We start from the raw sequence: 21,131 nt of genomic DNA, 5'->3' as shown, positions 1-21,131 counted from the left end.
ACAAAAATGAAAGTTATTGAAAAATTTGCGCATGAAGTGATTGATAGTGGAACGTATAAAGAGTTAGATTATGTTTACCTAGTTAATAAAATTAAGGCTTTGGTAGGAGATGAAGATGAAGAATATGATGAAAATCTATCTCCTGTAAAGCAACTTGTTCAAATAGCTGTAGATCAAAAAAAAATCCCTGATGATATTACCTCACGTGAAGTTTTGAATGATGAATTATATGATTTAAAAATACCAGCACCTTCAAAGGTAAATGAAATTTTCTGGGAAAAGATGCAAAAGTCGCCTAAGACTGCAACTGATTGGTTTTATCGACTTTGTGTTGACAATAATTATGTTAAAAAAGAAGCTATTGCTAAAAATATTGTTTTTTCTGGAAAGAGCTCTAAGAATCATGAATTGGAAATAACAATTAATCTTTCAAAACCTGAAAAAGATCCTAAAGCAATCGCAGCTGCAGCTCATAATGTGGAAAATAAGTACCCCAAATGTGCACTGTGTTTAGAAAATGAAGGGTATCTAGGTGGATATGGAAAAAATGCGCGCAGCAATTTGCGAATAATCCGGATGATGATCGGAGGTCGACCTTGGGGCTTTCAATATTCACCGTATGCCTATTTTAATGAGCATTGTATTTTCTTAGATCAAAAGCATATCCCAATGATTATTAATCAACAAACTTTAATTAATTTAGTTGATATTGAAAAGCAGCTGCCTGAATATTTTGTTGGTTCAAATGCAGACTTGCCAATTGTCGGTGGTTCAATGCTAGCCCATGAACATTACCAAGGTGGACGTCATATTTTTCCAATGATGAAGGCTAAAATTAAAAAAGAGATTTATTTTGAAAAATATCTTGAAGTTAAGGCTGGTATAGTTGATTGGCCAATGAGTGATCTACGCTTGATTAGTAAAAATTCATTAGATCTAATTGATTTAGGGAGTAAAATTATCGATTTTTGGGATCATTATAGCGATCCAGCTCGTCAAATTAAAGCTTTTGAAGGTAATAGTAAACATCATACTGTTACGCCAATTATGCACCGTGAAGGTGATAGATTTATTTTGGATTTGGTTCTTCGTGATAATAATACTAGTGATGAATATCCATTAGGAATTTTCCACCCACATGCTGAACTTTGGCATATTAAAAAAGAAAATATTGGTTTAATCGAAGTGATGGGTAGGGCAATTTTACCTGGGAGACTTAAAGGAGAATTAGAGGAAGTTAAGAAGTATTTACTTAATCAAGATAATCAGATAGCTGATAGTCACCTTGATTGGGCTAGAAAACTGAAAGCAGATTCTCAAATTGCCAAAGAAAATGTCGACTCTATTTTACAGCAAGCCTTAGTCGAAATATTTGATCAAGTACTCGAGTGTGCAGGTGTTTTTAAGAATAATAAAGATGGAGAAATAGGGTGGCAAAAGTTTACTGATGCTTTAATAAGCGAGGTAGATAGGTAAATGAAAACTAGTTTTGAAAAGTATGGACGTAAAGATAGCCAAGACTTGTGTGAGATTAGCCTTGAAAACGATTATGGAATGCAAGTTAATATTCTTAATTATGGCGCTACTTTAGAAAAAGTCTTACTGAATCAGGAGAATATGATTTTGACTTTGAATAGTCCAGAAGATTATTCAAAAGAAAGAAACTTTTTAGGTGGGACAGTTGGTCGGATTTGTGGTCGTGTTCGTTTAGGACAATGGAGACGTGGAAGACAGATCCAGCAATTGCCTCAAAATGATGGAAAAAATCATATTCATGGAGGTCTTGGGACTGACATGAAGATTTGGAGTTTTAAGTTAAAGAATTCGGATCAAGAGGCTCAAGCTGACTTTTTCCTTTTTGATGCAGATGGTGAGAATGGTTATTCTGGTAATATGAAATTACATGCTCGGTATAAGTTAGATAATGAGAACAACCTAACTTATATACTTACAGCTGTAAGTGATCAATTGACGATTTTTAATCCAGCTAATCATACTTATTTTAATTTAGGAGAAAAAGCAGCTGACTTAGAACTACAACTTGCAGCTGACTATTATTTGCCTGTTGGTGAAGATGGCTTACCGAATCAAGGGATGAAAAATGTCAAAAATACTCCTTTTGACTTTAGAAAGAAAAAGAGAATTTCTCTAGCTTTAAACAGTGACGATGACCAAATTAAATTGCGTAATGGTTTAGATCATCCTTTTATCTTAAATGGGATGCAGCCAGCTGCAATCTTAACATCAAAAAATCATCAAATGATTATGACTACGAATGCACCTGCAATTGTGATGTATACAGCTAATCACTTTAATTATACTGGTGTGGCAAATAATATTGGACAGTATGATGGAATTACATTAGAAGCTCAATGTCCACCTGCGGAGGGAACCGATTTAGGAGAGATTACGTTACTTCCTTATGAAAAGTTTGAACGTGAAATCAACTGGAATTTCAAGTGATTATAAAGTAAGGGTCATAAGTATCTTTGATGCATAGAAAAATTTTATGGTTATATGATAGCAATTTCACAATGAGTTGCGTTAAAATAGCAGATGAAACCATAAAATTTACGTAAAGAGGAAATTATGAACGCAAAAGAAATTTATAGTCAATGGACTAATGCAAATAATTTACCCGATTATTTAAAAGATCAATTAAATGATCTAGGTAAAGATGAAAAGTGGATTGAAGATGCTTTCGGACAAGATATTAATTTTGGTACTGCCGGGATGAGAGGTAGACTTGAACCTGGTACAAACAGAATTAATTTGTTTACTGTGGGAAGAGTAACCGAAGGTCTTGCAAGACTAATTGATGAAAATGGTGAAGAAGCTAAGAAACGTGGCGTTGCAATTTCTTTTGATTCACGCTATCACTCAAGAGAATTCGCCGAACACGCAGCTCGTATTTTAGGTGCACATGGAATTCATGTATACTTATTTGATGATTTGAGGCCAACTCCTGAATTATCATTTGCTGTCCGTCACTTAAATACCTTTGCTGGAATTAACATCACTGCTTCACATAATGCTAAACAATATAATGGTTATAAGGTTTATGGCGAAGACGGTGCTCAAATGGCGCCAGAAAATGCAGATCGTTTATTTGCTTATGCTCAAAAAGTTGATGACATTTTTAGTGTTAAAGCTGCTCCCGTGGAAGAACTACGGGCTAATGGCACGCTACAATTGATTGGTGAAGATGTGGATGAAGCATACTTAGCTCGTTTAAAGGATGTTACTGTTGATCCTGAAATGGTTAAGGCTAATGCTGATAAATTAAAGATTATCTACACTCCATTACATGGTACTGGAAAGATGCTATATGATCGTGCATTCAGACAAGGTGGTTTTGACAATGTGATTCCAGTTCCAAACCAATCCATTATTGATCCAGAATTCCCTACAACTATCAAACCTAATCCAGAGTATCGTGATGTATTTGAACCAGGATTTAAGCTTGCTAATGAAGTTGATGCAAATGTTATTATTGCAACGGATCCAGATGCTGATAGAATGGGTGCTGCTGTTAGAAAATCAGATGGTGATTTCCAAGTTTTAACTGGTAATCAAATTGCTACATTAATGGCCTATTACTTATTAGTTCATATGAAGGAAAACGGAACTCTTTCATCCGACTATGAATTAGTGACTTCAGTAGTTTCAAGTGCACTTCCATTTAAGATTGCTGATGATTTTGGTATTAAAACTAAGCATGTGCTAACTGGATTCAAGTACATTGGTGAAGAAGTTGACCGGATGAATAAAGAAAATGACGGTAAATTCTTGATGGGATTTGAAGAAAGTTACGGTTACTTATTCAAGCCATTCGCTAGAGATAAAGATGCTATGCAAGGTGCATTAATGTTTGCAGAAGTAGCAAGTTACTATGCATCTAAAGGAATGACTGTTTTTGATGGGTTACAAGAAATCTGGCAAAAATATGGTGTAGCTTACGAAATTACTAAGGCTATCGAAATGCCTGGTATTGGTGGTCAAAAGAAGATGGCTGAATTAATGAGTAAGTTACGTAAAGAACATTTAACTGAAATTAATGATGCAAAGGTTGTTAAGATTCAAGACTTCGAAACCCAAGAAACTATTGAAGATGGAAAGAAAACTCCATTAACTGTTTTCCCTAAGTCTAACGTTTTGAAGTACTTCTTAGATGATGAAACTTGGGTTGCTCTTCGTCCATCAGGAACTGAACCTGTAATCAAGGCTTATGTTGGAGTAAATAAGAAAGATATTGAAACTGCAGAAAAAGCTGCAGAAGAGTATCAAGATGCATTAGCTAATTTATTAAAGTAATGCAAAAATAGTGCGAAAATACGTTCGCTGTAGTAAAATGAATACGTTATATAGAAGTTGGGCTATTTTAGTCCAACTTTTTTTGCGGAGGATGAAAAATGATTAGACGACAAAAAAATAAAAAATTTGAACTTGTCTCTAAATTTCAACCAGCAGGAGATCAAGAGCAAGCAATTAAAAAGTTGACTGATGGATTTGAGCAAGGAGAAAAAGCACAAATCCTAGAAGGTGCTACTGGAACCGGTAAGACTTTTACTATGGCAAATGTAATAGCTAAGCTAAATAAGCCAACTTTAGTAATTTCTCATAATAAAACTTTGGTTGGTCAACTGTATGGTGAATTTAAAGAATTTTTCCCTAAGAATGCCGTTGATTATTTTGTGTCTTATTACGATTACTATCAACCAGAAGCTTATGTACCACAATCTGATACTTATATTGAGAAAGATTCATCAATTAATGATGAAATTGATCAATTACGGCATAAGACCACTAGTGATTTAATGTCGAGAAATGATGTAATTGTTGTGGCGTCAGTATCATGTATTTATGGTTTAGGTGATCCGAGAGAGTATGCGGCTAGTGTAGTATCTCTATCTGAAGGCCAAGAGATTAGCCGAGATGTGCTATTACGAGATTTAGTAAATATTCAATATGATCGTAATGATATTGATTTTCAGCGTGGGCGCTTTAGAGTACGCGGTGATGTAGTAGAAATTTTTCCAGCAGGATATTCTGATCATGCATTTAGAGTTGAATTTTTTGGTGATGAGATTGACCGAATTGTTGAAGTAGATTCTTTAACTGGTGAAGTAATTGGAGAGCGGGAACAAGTTTCTATTTTCCCAGCCACTCACTTTGTTACTAATGAACAAATTATGGAAAGAGCTTTGACCTCAATTAAAGATGAAATGAATATTCAGGTGAAAAAGTTCGAAGGGGAAGGAAAACTTTTAGAAGCTCAACGAATTAAACAAAGAACCACTTATGATATGGAAATGATGAGTGAAGTTGGCTACACTAATGGAATTGAAAACTACTCTAGACACATGGAAGGACGAAAAGCTGGACAGCCACCACATACCTTGTTAGATTTCTTTCCTGATGACTTCTTAATTTTAATTGATGAATCGCATGCCACAATGCCAGAACTAAAGGCAATGTACAATGGAGATAGGGCACGTAAGCAAACCTTAATTGATTATGGTTTTAGACTTCCATCTGCTTTAGATAACCGACCTTTAAAATTAGAAGAGTTTGAAAAACATGTAAATCAAATCATGTATGTATCAGCAACTCCAGGTGATTATGAACTTAATCAAACTGATCACAAGGTTGAGCAAATTATTCGTCCTACTGGATTACTTGATCCTGAAATTGAGGTTAGACCAATTAAGGGACAAATCGACGATTTAGTTGGTGAAGTTAATAAGCGTATTGAACGTAATGAGCGTGTTTTTGTTACAACTTTAACTAAGAAAATGGCCGAAGACTTAACTGACTATTTAAAGGATTTGGGTATAAAAGTACGATATCTACATTCTGATATCAAAACTTTAGAACGTCTTGAAATTATTAGAGATTTAAGGCTAGGAAAATTTGATGTACTAATAGGGATTAATCTTTTAAGGGAAGGTATCGATGTTCCTGAAGTGTCTCTAGTTGCAATTCTAGATGCTGATAAAGAAGGTTTTCTTCGCTCTACCAGACCTTTGGTTCAAACAATTGGACGTGCTGCTCGAAATTCAAATGGTAAGGTAATTATGTATGCTGATTCGATTACTGATTCGATGCGTGAAGCAATTGACGCTACGGAGAGAAGACGTAGTCTACAAATGAAATTCAACAAAGAACACGGCATTACTCCTAAAACTATCGTTAAGCCAATTAGAGATGTAATTTCTATCACTAAGGATAGTGATGATAAAGAGAATAAAGAAAGTTTTGCTGACCTAAACTTTGATGAATTGACTAAGAAGCAAAAACAAAATATGATTAAGACTTTAACTGCACAAATGCAGGAAGCTGCTAAAAAGTTGGACTTTGAAGAAGCGGCTAACTTGCGTGATGCAATTATGGACTTAAAAAAACAGGTGCATGAAAAGAAAAAGTAGAGGAGGATAGTTAAATGGTAAATGATAAAATTGTTATTCACGGAGCACGGGAACACAATTTAAAAGATATAAGTTTATCAATTCCAAAAGATAAATTAGTAGTTATTACTGGTTTATCGGGCTCTGGAAAAAGTTCACTGGCATTTGATACCTTATATGCTGAAGGTAGAAGACGATATGTAGAATCGTTATCAAGTTATGCTAGACAATTTTTAGGGCAAATGGATAAAGCTGATGTTGACTCAATTGATGGATTAAATCCCGCAATCTCAATTGATCAAAAGACGACATCACATAATCCACGCTCAACGGTCGGAACCGTAACAGAAATTAACGATTATTTACGTTTATTGTGGGCTCGTGTAGGTCATCCGATTTGTCCCAATGATGGAACTTTAATTGAAAGACAAAGCGTAGATCAAATGGTGGATCGAGTAATGGATTTGCCTGAAAGAAGTAGAATTCAAATTTTAGCTCCAGTTATCCGTTCTAAAAGAGGAGAACATAAAGAGGTATTTAAGCGAATTCAGCGTGCGGGGTATGTACGGGTAATTGTAGATGGCGAAATGCATGAAATTACTGATGAGTTTGAGCTAGATAAAAACAAGCGACACAGTATTGATATTGTTGTGGATCGTCTAATTGTTAAAGAAAATATTCGTAGTCGGTTATTTGATTCGGTAGAAGCAGCCCTTCGTTTAGCCGATGGTTACATGTATGTTGATGTGATTAAGGGAGAACGCATTAACTTTTCAGAATACTATGCTTGTCCGATTTGTGGTTTTACTGTTGGTGAAATGGAACCGCGTTTATTTTCATTCAATGCGCCTTTTGGAGCTTGTCCTGATTGTGATGGACTAGGTATGAAGCTTTCAGTAGATGAAGATTTAGTAATTCCTGATAAGGATAAGTCATTAGGTGAAGGAGCTTTAGTTCCTTGGGCTAACTCTAAGTACTATACAGCGATGTTAGAACAAGCCTGTACAGCCTTGAAAATCCCCTTAGATAAACCATATAAAAAATTAACTAAAAGACAAAAGGATTTAATTTTAAATGGATCTAAGGGAAAGAAAATAAAATTCCATCTCGAAGGAGACTTTGGTGTAAACGATACAGTTCAAGAATTTGAAGGAATTTTAAATAATATCAATCGTCGATACCACCATCCAATGTCTAAATTCATGCGTGATGCAATGGGTAAGTATATGACTGAACTGACTTGTTCAACTTGTCATGGTAAAAGATTGAATGAAAAGGCTTTAGCCGTGAAAGTAAATGGTAAAGATATTGCTGAAGCATCTGATCTTTCGATTGCAAAAGCATTAGAATTTTTCAATTCAGTTAAATTAAGTGAACAAGAAGAAATGATTGCTAAGCCAATTTTGAAAGAAGTACGGGATCGTTTGACATTTTTAATTAATGTTGGATTAGACTATCTTACTTTATCTCGTTCTGCTGGCACTCTATCTGGTGGAGAAGCGCAAAGAATTAGACTAGCAACTCAAATTGGTTCTAACTTGTCAGGCGTTATGTATATTCTAGATGAACCATCAATTGGTCTTCATCAGCGTGACAATGATCGTCTTATTTCTTCCCTTAAGAAAATGAGAGATCTTGGAAATTCTCTAATTGTAGTAGAACATGATGATGAAACCATGAAGCAAGCCGATTACTTAGTTGATATGGGACCGGGAGCCGGAGTATACGGCGGAAAAGTGATGGCTGCAGGTACGCCTGAAGAAGTAATGAAGAATCCCCATTCTTTAACTGGGGAGTACTTATCAGGTAAAAAGATTGTTCCAGTTCCATTAGAGCGAAGAAAAGGTAACGGTAAGAAAATAACTGTTACTGGTGCAAAAGAAAATAATTTAAAAGATATCTCTGTCGATTTTCCTTTAGGTAAATTAGTTGTTGTAACCGGAGTATCAGGTTCCGGAAAATCAACATTAGTTAACTTAATTTTGAAACGTGCTCTGGCACAGAAGTTAAATAATAACTCTGCAAAGCCCGGTAAGTATGAATCAATTAAGGGATATAAAAATATCGAAAAAATTATAGATATTGATCAAAGTCCTATTGGACGAACTCCGCGTAGTAATCCAGCCACATATACTAGTGTATTTGATGATATTCGTACTTTATTTGCCCAGACTAATGAAGCAAAAATGCGTGGCTATACTAAGGCTAGGTTTTCTTTTAACGTTAAGGGCGGGCGCTGTGAAGCATGTCATGGAGATGGAATTATTAAGATAGAAATGAATTTTTTGCCTGATGTGTATGTCCCTTGCGAAGTTTGTCACGGAACAAGATATAACTCAGAAACCTTAGAAGTAACCTACCGTGAAAAAAATATTTCTCAAGTTTTAAACATGACAATTAACGAAGCATGCAAATTCTTTGAAAATATTCCTAAAATTCATCGTAAGTTACAAACAATTGTTGATGTAGGATTAGGATATGTAAAGTTAGGACAATCAGCAACTACTTTGTCTGGTGGGGAAGCACAAAGAATGAAGTTGGCTTCTGAATTACAAAAACTTTCTACTGGGAATAACTTCTATATCTTGGATGAACCTACAACAGGGTTGCACACTGATGACATTAAACGTCTGTTAGAGGTATTGCAGCGCTTAGTTGATGAAGGAAATACAGTTTTAATTATTGAACATAACTTAGACGTCATTAAAAATGCAGATTGGCTAATAGATTTGGGGCCCGAAGGAGGAGATGGCGGTGGACAAGTTGTGGCTACTGGTACTCCAGAAGAAGTTGCTCAAGTAAAAGAAAGTTATACTGGCCAATATTTAAAACCTGTCCTTGAAAGAGATACTGAGTTAACTAAGCAAATGATAAATAATAAAAAGGAGCAAGGGGAAAGTTAATGGTGTTTTAGAAAATTAAGTGTAGAATATTATCTGGGAGGATATAAAAATGAACGACATTTATAATTCTAGACATCAAGGCTTTGATTGGGGCTCATTTATAGCAGGAATTTTGTTTGTTATAGCATCGTTCTTGTTATTACGCTACCCTGGTCGTGGTTTACAAGCATTTGTATTTGTATTTGGTATTTTATCAATCTTACAAGGTCTAATTTGGATTTCAGCATATGTTAAATTTCATAATATTTTTGATTTGAGCTGGGTAACAATAATTTCTGCAATTATTGATATTGTAATTGGTGTTTTGTTCCTATGTTCACGTGAAATTGGGGGATTAACTTTAGCTATTTTATTTGCTATCTGGTTCTTAGCTGATTCGATTATTGGGATCATTTTCTCATGGCACTTACGTGAATATTCAACTGGATACTTTGTTCTTTGCTTAATTTTAAACATCATTAGTTTAATTATTGCTTTTGCTTTACTATTTAACCCAATGTTAGCTGCTATTACTTTAGTTTACTTAGTAGCATTTTGGTTAATGGTATTTGGAATTAATGAAATTTTTGTTTCATGGATGCATAGATAAAATAAAAAGTCGTATATCGTTGGAAGACTACCAAAGATAACGACTTTTTATTTTATTTAAAAAATGGAACACCCGGTATGTTATAATGTCGATTAAGGAGGGATAACTATGGCTGAACAAAAGAAACAATTATTGATTGTTACTGGTATGAGTGGTGCAGGTAAAACTGTGGCCATTAAAGCATTAGAAGATATGGGATATTTCGTGGTAGATAATTTACCACCGGAATTATTGGGAAGTTTCTGGGAATTAATTAATAATTCTTCGGATTTTAGTAAGGCAGCAGTAGTTGTTGACTTGAGAGTAAAGAGTTTTTATAAAGATTTGGTTGATGAAATCAAGTCTTTAGAGGATAGTCAAAATGTTCAGTCAACAGTTTTGTTTTTAGATGCTTCAGATGACGTCTTAGTGTCTCGGTATAAAGAAACAAGACGCTTGCCTCCTTTAGCTCATACGGGTCGCTTGCTTGATGGAATTCAAGAAGAAAGAAATATTTTATCAAGAACCAAGAATATTTCAAACATAATTATTGATACCTCCCATTTATCTACCAAGGAATTAAAGACAAAATTAGTAGATAAGTTTGGAGATAATCGAACTCGGACGTTTTCAATTGAAGTAATGAGTTTTGGATTTAAATATGGTATTCCAATTGATGCAGATATTGTAATGGATGTAAGATTTTTGCCAAATCCATTCTACATTCCCCAACTTAAGCCATTTACTGGTTTAGATCGTCGAGTTTTTGATTATGTAATGAGCAAGAAAGAAACTAAAGAGTTTTATGCTAAGTTTTTAGATATGTTGGAGACGGCTATTCCAGGATATATTGCTGAAGGAAAAGAAAAATTAACTATTGCAATTGGGTGTACAGGTGGTCAGCACAGAAGCGTTTCAATTGCACGCCAATTAGCAGTTGATTTAGCTAAAAAATATCCTGTTGATATTTCTCACCGAGAGATTAGTCGTTATATTGGACAATAAAGGAGCAGAGATGGCGTACGGAGAAAATAAAATTGTACGTGTCATTCGTGGACGTCGCCCTAAAATTGTTGTTATTGGCGGAGGGACAGGTTTACCTGTTATTTTAAATGCTCTAAAGGAGCAAAACGCTGATATAACAGCTATTGTTACTGTGGCTGATGATGGCGGATCGTCCGGTGCAATTAGAGATTATATTAATGTAGTGCCACCAGGGGATATAAGAAATGTATTGGTTTCTTTATCTGATTTACCACAAGAAGAAAAAGATATTTTTCAATATCGATTTAATTCATCTGACTCATTTTTTGCAGGTCATGCAATTGGAAATCTAATTATTGCTGCCTTAGATGAAATGCAGGGAAATATTTTTGACGCTGTTCAATCCCTATCTAGAATGATGCGAATTGATGGAAGAATCTTTCCTGCTTCGAATGAGCCTTTGACTTTAAATGCGGAATTTGTCGATGGAACAACTGAATCAGGAGAAACAGAAATCACATCAAAAGACAAGAGGATTAAACGTGTCTGGGTTACCGATACTGACTCAGATGAAGAACCTAAAGCTGTGTTGCCAGTTTTAGCAGCTATTATGCAAGCAGACGCAGTAGTTTTAGGACCGGGTAGTTTATTTACATCGATTTTACCTAATTTGATGATTTCTAATTTAGGGGATGCTGTAAGACAAACTAAAGCTGAAGTAATTTATATTTGTAATATTATGACCCAGCAAGGTGAAACAGATCATTTTACAGCGGCTGAGCATGTGCAAGTTATTAATGACCACTTAGGAGGCCATTATATTAATACCGCTTTGGTTAACGGTGCTAAGATTGATATGACTAAATTTAACCCAGCCGATTATGATGCTTATCTTGAACCAGTACGGAATGATTTTGCCGGATTGAGGGCTCAAGATTGTCGAGTAATTACAGCTGACTTTATCGATCAACATAGTGGATTGGTTTTTCATGATGGAAAAAAAGTAGCTGATGAAATTTTGAATTTAGCTTTTGAAGCATATTGTCGAAGACAGAAGGAACAGGACTAGTTAATGGTTTCATACGCAAGTGATGTAAAAAAAGAACTTACAAGTCTGCCAGTTCATCCCGAACACGCTAAGGCAGAATTAGCAGCTTTTTTGCGAATGAACGGAGTACTTAGCCTGCACGATCATCAATTTAGTTTGGATATTACAACTGAAAATCCAGCGATTGCAAGGAGAATATTTTCTCTTATTAAGACTGCTTATGGAATTGAACCTCTATTAATTGTTTCTAAGAAGATGAAATTAAAGAAAAATTATCAGTATTTAGTTAGACTTCAAAAACAAGTTCATGAAATTCTAACCGACTTAGAAATTTTTGATAGTAATAATGGTCTTATTACGGGAATTCCTGAAAAGATTATGTCTTCGGAACAAAGAGCAATGTCCTATTTAAGAGGAGCTTTTTTAGCATCTGGAAGTGTAAATAATCCAGAAACTAGTCGCTATCATTTAGAGATTTATTCTCTTTATGAAGATCACAATCAAGATCTATTAAAGTTAATGAACAATTTCTTTTATTTAAATGCAAAAGAAACTAGGAGACGAAGTGGCTATATCGTCTATTTAAAAGAAGCAGAAAAAATTGGTGATTTTCTCCATATAGTTGGTGCAGTGAACGCAATGCTAGCTTTTGAAGATTTAAGAATTATGCGTGATATGCGTAATTCGGTGAATCGTTTAGTGAATTGCGATACAGCAAATCTAAAAAAGACTGCAAATGCAGCAGCTAAGCAAGTTGAAGATATTCAATTGATTGAAGAAAAATTTGGTTTAGAAAACTTACCTGAAAAATTGACTGTGCTAGCTCGTTTTAGGTTAACGCATCCAGAACTTTCTCTTAAGGAAGTTGCAGCACAAGTACCAGATGGTCCAATCTCAAAGTCAGGGGTTAACCATCGTTTTCAAAAAATTCGTGAAATAGCGAAGCAATTAAAAGAAGAAAATTAGATAAAAAAATAGAGCTCACATCGTGAGCTCTATTTTTGTCTGAATAAATAAACTAGTCTTTCTTTTGGTTTACCAAAATTTCATCGATTAAACCATAGTCTTTAGCTTCTTCAGCAGACAAGTAATTGTCGCGTTCAGTATCCTTAAGGATCTTATCAAGAGGTTGACCAGTGGTTTCATGTAAAATTTGGTTAAGTTTTTTACGACTCTTTAAAATTTCATTAGCTGCAATTTGAATGTCAGTTTGTTGACCTTGTGCACCACCTAACGGTTGGTGAATAAGAACTGTTGAGTTTGGTAATGCAAAACGTTTACCCTTAGTTCCACTAGTTAAAAGGATGGAAGCCATAGAAGCAGCCATACCAATGGCAATTGTAGATACGTCTGATTTGATAAAGTTCATTGTATCCATAATTGCTAATCCAGAGGTAATAACACCACCTGGAGAATTAATGTAAAGAGAAATATCTTTAGTGTTATCTTGTGCATCTAAGAATAAAAGTTGAGCAATGATGGAATTAGCCATTTGGTCATTAATTTCACCACTAAGCATAATGATTCTATCTTTTAATAATCTTGAATAAATGTCGTAAGCACGTTCACCACGTGCAGTTTGTTCAATAACTGTAGGTACGAGCATTAATTTTACCTCCTAAACAAAATTAGCACTCTAATAAGTACAGTGCTAATTAAATCACTTACTTTTAATCATGTCAACTGATCGAGCTTAATTTTATGTAGAAAAAATGACCGATATATTTTTTATATCGGCCATTTGTAATTAATCCATTAGTGGATTATTACCATCTTCTTTTTTCTTGATTGCTGGTAAAATCAATCCTAAAGCGATCAAGATAATTGGAGTAATAATATTAAGGAAAAGTGTAAATGGATCAGGAGAGTAAATTCCTAAAATACAACATGCAGCTGTTACAATGAAACACCAAATTCCGGCAGTATACGCAAGACCTTGATTTTTTGTCATTTGATAAGAAGTATCAAATTTTGTTTGATGTTTTCTAAGAGCAATATAAGCTGCAAATACCCATAAATAGCGCATTGGCATTGTAGTAGAATTTAACTTAACTAATTGTGCCATAACAGCTTGTGCATCTGGTAGTAAAGCTTGAGCTGCAATTAAACCACCGGAAAGGATAACGACCATCCAAATGCCGTTGATATATGCTCCATGTTTATTAACTTTAAGGAGTTTCTTAGGGATGAAGTTTTTAGCTTCTTTACTACCTAATAACATTCTAAGTGGAGCATCGATACTAATAACTAAGGTAGAAAATTGTCCAATAACGTTACACCATGAATAGATATACATAAACAAGCCACCAACATGGTAATATTCACCCAAACGCTGGAATGCCATATAAGCACCGTTTGAAATATATTCATTTAAATTATTGTTAACAATCTTAGGATCAAACATCAAAGCCATGGCAAATGTTCCTAAAATAGCAGAAATCATAACCATAATAGCAAGAGCCATCATTGCTTTCGGGAAGTTTTTTGAAGGGTCTTTAACTTTATTTACATAGGGAGATATTTTTTCACATCCACCAACGGCAAAAACTAGAATTGAAAGAGAAGTTAAATACTTAAGATTGAATGTTGGCATTAAACTTTTCCAATTAAAGTTAATTGAATAATATCCTGCGTGAGGGTTAATTGCTGGAGCAGCAAACATCATAATTATAAACAAAATAGACATGATAAACATTGATGATCCAGCAATAGTGGCTAAACTTTTAAGAACAGGAATTCCTTTACTAGTGACCCAGCAGAAAAATAGGAAAACAACTAAAGTAGCAAGTTGAGTCCAGGCCGTTGGGAGACCATCATACCATTTGGTATTTCCAAAAATTCCCCAAGCCATCGCTCTTAAGCCGCCGGTACCTTTACTGGAAATATAAACGACGTGACAAGCCCAATAGGTCCATCCGGCATAATATGCCCATTTTGCACCCATGGTCGCATTAACCCAAGATGAGACACCACCATTTGCATTTTTAAAGGTAGCGCCTAATTCTCCAACCATTAATGCATAGGGAACAAAATAGAGTAAAAACATTAGAACCCAGCTGAAAACGATCTTAGTACCATCGAAGTAAACATAACCATTTACAACATTGCCAAAGCCCCAAACAGTTGAAAATGCCATCATTGCCAGTGTAGGCCAAAGCATTTTTTTGGCATCAGACTTTTTTTCTTCTTCGATCATAAAATAACCTTTCTGTCTATGTACATAATTAATACCGATTTTAATTATAACGAAAATGCTTACAAATGATAGGCTATTTCTAAATAAACCGAGTAATTAAATGATACAAAAAAAGGAGCCAGCATACGCTAGTTCCTTTTATGCGCCCCCTGAGAGTCGAACTCAGATTTTAAGAACCGGAATCTTACGTGCGATCCATTACACTAAGGGCACGACAAACTAAAATAAGTATATCAGAAAATGTAGAAAGTACAAATTAATTATTCTGAATGATATATCTTGAATTTAAAAAAAGATATTGCTATACTAAAAACTGTCGAGAGAGAAATGTGAATTGAAATATAGTTAATTCGCGTCTCTCTAATATTTTTAAGCTTTTTGGGTCGCTTACCGTCATATGGCGGTATCGCTTTTGACCCAATAGAGGGAGCGAGCAATGGACTCGGATTTAACCTTGTTGCAAAGCTTAGTTCCTGATGTTTTAAAAATAATTCGGCAACGTTTTCTTGTTCTTGAACAGATTTCGCTGTTAGCTCCAGTTGGGCGAAGAGTTGTTGCTAAAAAATTAGGATTAAGCGAGCGCAATGTGCGAACTGAAACTGATTATTTGCGGCAGTTAGGACTCATTAATATCCAGAGCTACGGTATGGAATTAACTGATAAAGGAAAGAGAACTTTAAAGGAAGCTGCTCCTTTAATCGATCGTTTGTTTAACGCTAGTCAAACTGAAATTGAATTGGCACAAAAATTAGGGATCGATCGAGCTATTATTGTTCCTGGTGACATGGATCGACAAGAGCGCGTTGTTGACTTAATGGGTGAACAACTTAACTCTGCGCTTGATTTACTTTTACCATTAGGAAAAAGTATTATTACCGTTTTAGGTGGTACTACTGTGGCGGGAGTAGCCCATCATCTTTCTCCTAAATTAAGCCGCTATCGGGATTTGTTATTTGTTCCCGGAAGAGGAGCAGTTGGAGAAAGCGTTGAAATCCAGAGTAATACTGTTGCTCAGATGATGGCTTCTGAGACAGGTGGAAAGCATAAAGGGCTATATTTACCTGAAAATGTTTCATCTGAGGCTTTGACTTTATTGCTTCAAGATACAGATATTGCGAATGCGATTTCAAACATTTATAATAGTGATATGGTGATACATGGAATTGGTAGAGCAGATGTCATGTCAAAAAGACGTGGCTTAGATGTAATGACTAGTTCCAAGCTTCGAAATGATGGAGCTGTGGCCGAATGTTTTGGGTATTTCTTTGACCAACAAGGTAGACTTGTAAAACGTATCCCACGGATCGGTCTTCAATTAGAAGACTTAGATAAAATACCTCATGTATTTGCAATTGCTGCTGGGGCTAGTAAAGCTTCTGCAATTGTAGCTTACATGCATCATGCTCCTAAACAAACGTGGTTAATCACGGATGAAGGAGCCTCAAACTTGGTTTTAAAGGGGAAGTAATTCCCGTTTAAAATAAATTGTTACTTACATATTTCCTAAGGAGGAATATAGGATATGACAGTTAAAATTGGTATTAACGGTTTCGGCCGTATTGGTCGTTTAGCATTCCGTCGTATTATGGATCTAGGCGAAAAGTCTTCAGATATTGAAGTTGTTGCAATCAACGACTTGACTACTCCAGCACTTTTAGCTCACTTACTTAAGTACGACTCAACTCATGGTACTTTCAACCACGAAGTTTCAGCAACTGATGACTCAATCGTAGTTGACGGTAAGAAGTACCGTGTTTACGCTGAACCACAAGCACAAAACATTCCTTGGGTTAAGAACGATGGCGTTGACTTTGTTCTTGAATGTACTGGTTTCTACACTAGCAAAGCTAAGTCAGAAGCTCACCTTAAGGCTGGTGCAAAGCGTGTATTAATTTCTGCACCTGCAGGTTCAGACTTGAAGACCATTGTTTACGGCGTAAACGATGATACTTTGACTGCTGATGACAAGATTGTTTCAGCTGGTTCATGTACTACTAACTCATTAGCACCAATGGTTAATGCTTTACAAAAAGAATTCGGCATTGAAGTTGGTACTATGACTACTATCCACGCTTACACTTCAACTCAAATGCTTTTAGATGGTCCTGTACGTGGTGGTAACTTACGTTCTGCACGTGCTGCAGCTATCAACATTATTCCTCACTCAACTGGTGCTGCTAAGGCTATTGGTCTTGTTGTTCCAGAATTGAACGGTAAGTTGAACGGTCACGCACAACGTGTTCCAGTTCCAGATGGTTCTGTAACTGAATTAGTTTCAATCTTAAGCAAGGATGTAACTGCTGACGAAGTTAACGAAGCAGTTAAGAAGTACGAAAGTCCTTCATTTGCATACAACGACCACAACATCGTTTCTAGCGACGTTTTAGGTATGACTGCTGGTTCAATCTTTGACCCAACTCAAACTATGGTAACTACTGCAGGTGACAAGCAATTAGTTAAGACTGTTGCTTGGTACGACAACGAATACTCATTCACTTGCCAAATGGTTCGTACTTTATTGAAATTTGCTACTCTTTAATCATTAATTATTAATTACTGATTTTAAGTAAGCAGACGAGAGAAGGCGGAGGGAATTACTTCCTCCGCCTTTTTTCAAATAATCTATCGGAGGTAAATTAGTTTAAATGGCTAAATTAATCGTTTCAGACCTTGATCTTAAAGGTAAAAAAGTTTTAGTTCGTGTTGACTTCAATGTTCCAATTAAGAATGGTGTTATTGGTGACGACAACCGTATTGTTGCTGCATTACCAACTATTAAATACATCATTGATCACGGTGGTAAAGCAATTTTGCTTAGCCACTTGGGTCGTGTTAAGTCAGATGCTGACAAGAAAGAATTGTCATTACGTCCAGTAGCAGAACGTTTAAGTGAATTATTAGAAAAGCCTGTAACTTTTGTACCAGAAAACGAGGGTAAAGAAGTAGAAGAAGCTATCGACAACATGAAGGATGGCGACGTTGTTGTTCTTGAAAACACTAGATTCCAAGATATTGACAACGACTTTGGTAAGCGTGAATCTAAGAACGATCCAAAGCTTGGCGAATACTGGGCAAGTCTTGGTGATGTATTTGTAAACGATGCATTTGGTACTGCTCACAGAAGTCACGCTTCAAACGTTGGTATTGCAACTGCTATGAAGAAGGCTGGTAAGCCTGCAGCAGCTGGTTACTTACTTGAAAAGGAAATTAAGTTCTTAGGTGATGCTGTTGAAAACCCAGTTCACCCATTTGTAACTATTCTTGGTGGTGCAAAAGTATCAGATAAGATTGGTGTTATTGAAAACTTAATTCCTAAGTCAGATCACATTTTAATCGGTGGTGGTATGGCTTATACTTTCTTAGCTGCACAAGGTCACAAGATTGGTAAATCATTATTTGAAGCTGACAAGGTAGAACTTGCTAAGAGCTTGCTTGAAAAGGCTGGCGACAAGATCGTTCTTCCAGTTGATAACGTTGCTGCTACTGAATTCTCAAATGATGCTCCTCACGAAATTGTTGGTGATGATATTCCTGACAACGAAATGGGTCTTGACATCGGTCCTAAGACTGTTGAAAAATTCAGAGACATCTTAAAGGATGCTAAGACTGTTGTATGGAACGGACCTATGGGTGCATTCGAAATGCCAAATTACGCAGAAGGTACTTTGGAAGTTGGTCGTGCATTAGCTGACTTAAAGGATGCCGTAACTATTATTGGTGGTGGTGACTCAACTGCTGCTGCTAAGCAATTAGGAATCGCTCCTAAGATCAGCCACATTTCTACTGGTGGTGGTGCTTCACTTAACTACCTTGAAGGTAAAGAATTACCAGGAATCGCTTGTGTTTCTGACAAGTAAAATTAGGAGGAATTTTTAATGCGTACACCAATTATTGCTGGTAACTGGAAATTACACATGAACCCTGAACAAACCATTGAATTTGTTAATGCAGTTAAGGGTAAGTTGCCAGATCCAAGTAAAGTTGAATCAGTTATTGCTGCACCTGCAGTTGATCTTTATGTTTTAAAGAAGACTGCTGAAGGCTCAAACTTACATACTGGTGCAGAAAATGCATACTTTGAAGTTGAAGGTGCCTTTACTGGTGAAACTTCACCTAAAGTTTTGAATGAAATGGGTATTGACTACTGTATTATTGGTCACTCAGAACGTCGTGGTTACTTCCACGAAACTGATGAAGACATTAACAAGAAAGCTAAGGCTTTATTTGCTAATGGCGTAACTCCAATCATTTGCTGTGGTGAATCTCTTGAAACTCGTGAAGCTAACAAGCAAGATGAATGGGTAGTAGCTCAAATTAAAGCTGCTTTAGATGGCTTAACTGCAGAACAAGTTTCTAAACTTGTTATTGCTTACGAACCAATTTGGGCTATCGGTACTGGTAAGACTGCTTCTGCTGATCAAGCTGAAGAAATGTGCAAGACTATTCGTGAAACTGTAAAAGACTTGTACAATGAAGAAACTGCTGAAAACGTTCGTATCCAATACGGTGGTTCAGTAAAACCAGCTAACGTAAAAGAATTAATGTCTAAGCCTGACATTGATGGTGGTTTAGTTGGTGGTGCTTCTCTTGATCCAGAATCATTCTTAGCATTGGTAAACTACCAAGATTAATTAACAATTTATTTAAACGGAATTAGAAGAAAAAAGGAGAATCTCCATGTCTGTTATTACTGATATTCACGCACGTGAAGTTCTTGACTCTCGTGGTAATCCAACTGTTGAAGCTGAAGTTTACACTGAATTAGGTGGCTTTGGTCGTGCTATCGTACCATCTGGTGCTTCTACTGGTGAACATGAAGCAGTAGAATTACGTGATGGTGACAAGTCTCGTTTTCTTGGTCAAGGTGTTTTAACTGCTGTTGAAAACGTTAATGGTGAAATTGCAAAAGCTGTTATTGGCTTAGATGTAACTGATCAACGTTTAATTGACCAAACTATGATTGACCTTGACGGTACTCCAAACAAGGGTCGTTTAGGTGCTAACGCTATGTTGGCTGTTTCATTAGCAAGTGCACGTGCTGCAGCTGATGAATTAGGTTTACCTTTATACGAATACTTAGGTGGACCAAACGCTCATGTTTTACCAACTCCAATGATGAATGTTATTAACGGTGGTAAGCACGCCGATAACAACGTTGATATCCAAGAATTCATGATTATGCCAGTTGGTGCTAAGTCTCTTCATGAAGCTGTTCGTATGGGTGCAGAAACTTTCCATACTTTGAAGAGCTTGCTTCAAGAACGTGGTGAATCAACTGCTGTAGGTGACGAAGGTGGTTTTGCACCAAACTTGAAGAACAACGAAGAACCATTTGAAATTTTAGTTGAAGCTATTCAACGTGCTGGCTACAAGCCTGGTCAAGATATTTCTATTGCATTTGACTGTGCAGCTTCTGAATTCTACAACAAGGATACTAAGAAGTATGTGACTGTTGCTGACGGCCGTGAATACACTGCTGAAGAATGGACTTCACTTATGGAAGACATCGTTGACAAATACCCAGTTATTTCCATTGAAGATCCTTTGGACGAAAACGATTGGGAAGGTTGGAAAGTCTTCACTGAACGTTTAGGTGATAAGGTACAAATCGTTGGTGACGATTTATTCGTAACTAACACTAACTACCTTGAAAAGGGTATTAAGATGGGTGTTGCTAACTCAATCTTAATTAAGCTTAACCAAATCGGTACTTTGACTGAAACTTTTGAAGCTATTGAAATGGCTAAGGAAGCAGGCTACACTGCTGTTGTTTCTCACCGTTCTGGTGAAACTGAAGATACTACAATTGCTGATTTAGTTGTTGCAACTAATGCTGGTCAAATTAAGACTGGTTCAATGTCAAGAACTGATCGAATTGCTAAGTACAACCAATTAATGAGAATTGAAGAAGCTTTGGGTTCAACTGCTCAATACAAAGGAATTCACAGTTTCTACAACTTACACAAACAATTTTAATTAATAGTTGAAATAAAAGAAAAAGGGACGTTGCTTTAGGTGACTCCCT

General features: G+C 36.0%; 16 protein-coding genes. 14 read left to right on the top strand and 2 right to left on the bottom strand.

The window, feature by feature from the left end:
* The first annotated feature begins 6 nt into the window (after positions 1-6).
* The 9 genes from H0I41_RS06585 (at position 7) to whiA (ending at position 12,876) form a co-directional block, all read left to right on the top strand.
* Positions 7-1,476, top strand: coding sequence for a UDP-glucose--hexose-1-phosphate uridylyltransferase (locus H0I41_RS06585; RefSeq protein ID WP_135014494.1), 1,470 nt, complete (start codon positions 7-9; stop codon positions 1,474-1,476).
* A complete protein-coding gene (locus H0I41_RS06580; protein ID WP_004897711.1) occupies positions 1,477-2,463 on the top strand; it encodes an aldose epimerase family protein in 987 nt (328 codons plus the stop codon).
* A gap of 126 nt (positions 2,464-2,589) precedes the next feature.
* Positions 2,590-4,314 (top strand): phospho-sugar mutase, encoded by a 1,725-nt coding sequence (locus tag H0I41_RS06575; protein ID WP_135014493.1) that lies wholly within the window; start codon positions 2,590-2,592, stop codon positions 4,312-4,314.
* 98 nt (positions 4,315-4,412) lie between these two features.
* Positions 4,413-6,428, top strand: coding sequence for an excinuclease ABC subunit UvrB (gene uvrB, locus H0I41_RS06570; RefSeq protein WP_053107022.1), 2,016 nt, complete (start codon positions 4,413-4,415; stop codon positions 6,426-6,428).
* 14 nt (positions 6,429-6,442) lie between these two features.
* Positions 6,443-9,310 carry an excinuclease ABC subunit UvrA gene (gene uvrA, locus H0I41_RS06565; RefSeq protein ID WP_135014492.1) on the top strand — a complete coding sequence of 956 codons (2,868 nt, stop codon included), beginning with the start codon at positions 6,443-6,445 and terminating at the stop codon, positions 9,308-9,310.
* A 49-nt stretch (positions 9,311-9,359) separates the two neighbouring features.
* Positions 9,360-9,899, top strand: a complete 540-nt coding sequence (locus H0I41_RS06560; protein WP_004893923.1) for an HdeD family acid-resistance protein — start codon at positions 9,360-9,362, stop codon at positions 9,897-9,899.
* 108 nt (positions 9,900-10,007) lie between these two features.
* Entirely contained in the window at positions 10,008-10,883 is an 876-nt protein-coding gene (gene rapZ, locus H0I41_RS06555) for an RNase adapter RapZ (RefSeq protein ID WP_004897707.1), read from the top strand.
* Between the two features lie 10 nt (positions 10,884-10,893).
* Positions 10,894-11,931, top strand: coding sequence for a gluconeogenesis factor YvcK family protein (locus tag H0I41_RS06550; RefSeq protein ID WP_004897706.1), 1,038 nt, complete (start codon positions 10,894-10,896; stop codon positions 11,929-11,931).
* A 3-nt stretch (positions 11,932-11,934) separates the two neighbouring features.
* Positions 11,935-12,876 carry a DNA-binding protein WhiA gene (gene whiA, locus H0I41_RS06545; RefSeq protein ID WP_004893933.1) on the top strand — a complete coding sequence of 314 codons (942 nt, stop codon included), beginning with the start codon at positions 11,935-11,937 and terminating at the stop codon, positions 12,874-12,876.
* A 52-nt stretch (positions 12,877-12,928) separates the two neighbouring features.
* Here the strand turns inward: whiA and clpP are convergent, their stop codons facing one another.
* Positions 12,929-13,516: an ATP-dependent Clp endopeptidase proteolytic subunit ClpP gene (gene clpP / locus H0I41_RS06540; RefSeq protein WP_003647009.1), complete on the bottom strand. Its 588-nt coding sequence runs from the start codon at positions 13,514-13,516 to the stop codon at positions 12,929-12,931.
* Positions 13,517-13,657: 141 nt separating this feature from the next.
* Positions 13,658-15,106 carry an APC family permease gene (locus H0I41_RS06535; protein ID WP_135014491.1) on the bottom strand — a complete coding sequence of 483 codons (1,449 nt, stop codon included), beginning with the start codon at positions 15,104-15,106 and terminating at the stop codon, positions 13,658-13,660.
* 436 nt (positions 15,107-15,542) lie between these two features.
* Between H0I41_RS06535 and H0I41_RS06530 the strand changes: the two genes are divergently transcribed.
* The 5 genes from H0I41_RS06530 to eno all read left to right on the top strand — a co-directional run bounded on the left by H0I41_RS06530 (position 15,543) and on the right by eno (position 21,082).
* Positions 15,543-16,574, top strand: a complete 1,032-nt coding sequence (locus tag H0I41_RS06530; protein ID WP_004897703.1) for a sugar-binding transcriptional regulator — start codon at positions 15,543-15,545, stop codon at positions 16,572-16,574.
* A 54-nt stretch (positions 16,575-16,628) separates the two neighbouring features.
* Positions 16,629-17,645 carry a type I glyceraldehyde-3-phosphate dehydrogenase gene (gene gap, locus H0I41_RS06525; protein WP_003647012.1) on the top strand — a complete coding sequence of 339 codons (1,017 nt, stop codon included), beginning with the start codon at positions 16,629-16,631 and terminating at the stop codon, positions 17,643-17,645.
* A gap of 106 nt (positions 17,646-17,751) precedes the next feature.
* On the top strand, positions 17,752-18,963 hold the full coding sequence (locus H0I41_RS06520; protein WP_011161784.1) for a phosphoglycerate kinase: 1,212 nt from the start codon (positions 17,752-17,754) through the stop codon (positions 18,961-18,963).
* Positions 18,964-18,981: 18 nt separating this feature from the next.
* The gene (tpiA, locus tag H0I41_RS06515; RefSeq protein ID WP_004893957.1) at positions 18,982-19,737 is read left to right on the top strand and encodes a triose-phosphate isomerase; all 756 of its coding nucleotides are present in this window, start codon (positions 18,982-18,984) and stop codon (positions 19,735-19,737) included.
* 46 nt (positions 19,738-19,783) lie between these two features.
* Positions 19,784-21,082 (top strand): phosphopyruvate hydratase, encoded by a 1,299-nt coding sequence (eno, locus tag H0I41_RS06510; RefSeq protein WP_004897701.1) that lies wholly within the window; start codon positions 19,784-19,786, stop codon positions 21,080-21,082.
* Positions 21,083-21,131: the final 49 nt, after the last annotated feature.

The sequence above is a fragment of the Lactobacillus johnsonii genome (assembly GCF_014058685.1).
Lineage (GTDB): Bacteria > Bacillota > Bacilli > Lactobacillales > Lactobacillaceae > Lactobacillus.
This window is presented reverse-complemented; position numbering and strand designations above follow the sequence as displayed.

Bases quoted from the DNA above. Each gene is read 5' to 3' on its own strand.
- eno (WP_004897701.1), top strand. From the start codon at position 19,784: ATGTCTGTTATTACTGATATTCACGCACGTGAAGTTCTTGACTCTCGT.
- clpP (WP_003647009.1), bottom strand. From the start codon at position 13,516: ATGCTCGTACCTACAGTTATTGAACAAACTGCACGTGGTGAACGTGCT.
- H0I41_RS06560 (WP_004893923.1), top strand. From the start codon at position 9,360: ATGAACGACATTTATAATTCTAGACATCAAGGCTTTGATTGGGGCTCA.
- tpiA (WP_004893957.1), top strand. From the start codon at position 18,982: ATGCGTACACCAATTATTGCTGGTAACTGGAAATTACACATGAACCCT.
- H0I41_RS06520 (WP_011161784.1), top strand. From the start codon at position 17,752: ATGGCTAAATTAATCGTTTCAGACCTTGATCTTAAAGGTAAAAAAGTT.
- uvrB (WP_053107022.1), top strand. From the start codon at position 4,413: ATGATTAGACGACAAAAAAATAAAAAATTTGAACTTGTCTCTAAATTT.
- H0I41_RS06575 (WP_135014493.1), top strand. From the start codon at position 2,590: ATGAACGCAAAAGAAATTTATAGTCAATGGACTAATGCAAATAATTTA.
- uvrA (WP_135014492.1), top strand. From the start codon at position 6,443: ATGGTAAATGATAAAATTGTTATTCACGGAGCACGGGAACACAATTTA.
- H0I41_RS06550 (WP_004897706.1), top strand. From the start codon at position 10,894: ATGGCGTACGGAGAAAATAAAATTGTACGTGTCATTCGTGGACGTCGC.
- gap (WP_003647012.1), top strand. From the start codon at position 16,629: ATGACAGTTAAAATTGGTATTAACGGTTTCGGCCGTATTGGTCGTTTA.
- rapZ (WP_004897707.1), top strand. From the start codon at position 10,008: ATGGCTGAACAAAAGAAACAATTATTGATTGTTACTGGTATGAGTGGT.
- whiA (WP_004893933.1), top strand. From the start codon at position 11,935: ATGGTTTCATACGCAAGTGATGTAAAAAAAGAACTTACAAGTCTGCCA.
- H0I41_RS06530 (WP_004897703.1), top strand. From the start codon at position 15,543: ATGGACTCGGATTTAACCTTGTTGCAAAGCTTAGTTCCTGATGTTTTA.
- H0I41_RS06585 (WP_135014494.1), top strand. From the start codon at position 7: ATGAAAGTTATTGAAAAATTTGCGCATGAAGTGATTGATAGTGGAACG.
- H0I41_RS06535 (WP_135014491.1), bottom strand. From the start codon at position 15,106: ATGATCGAAGAAGAAAAAAAGTCTGATGCCAAAAAAATGCTTTGGCCT.
- H0I41_RS06580 (WP_004897711.1), top strand. From the start codon at position 1,477: ATGAAAACTAGTTTTGAAAAGTATGGACGTAAAGATAGCCAAGACTTG.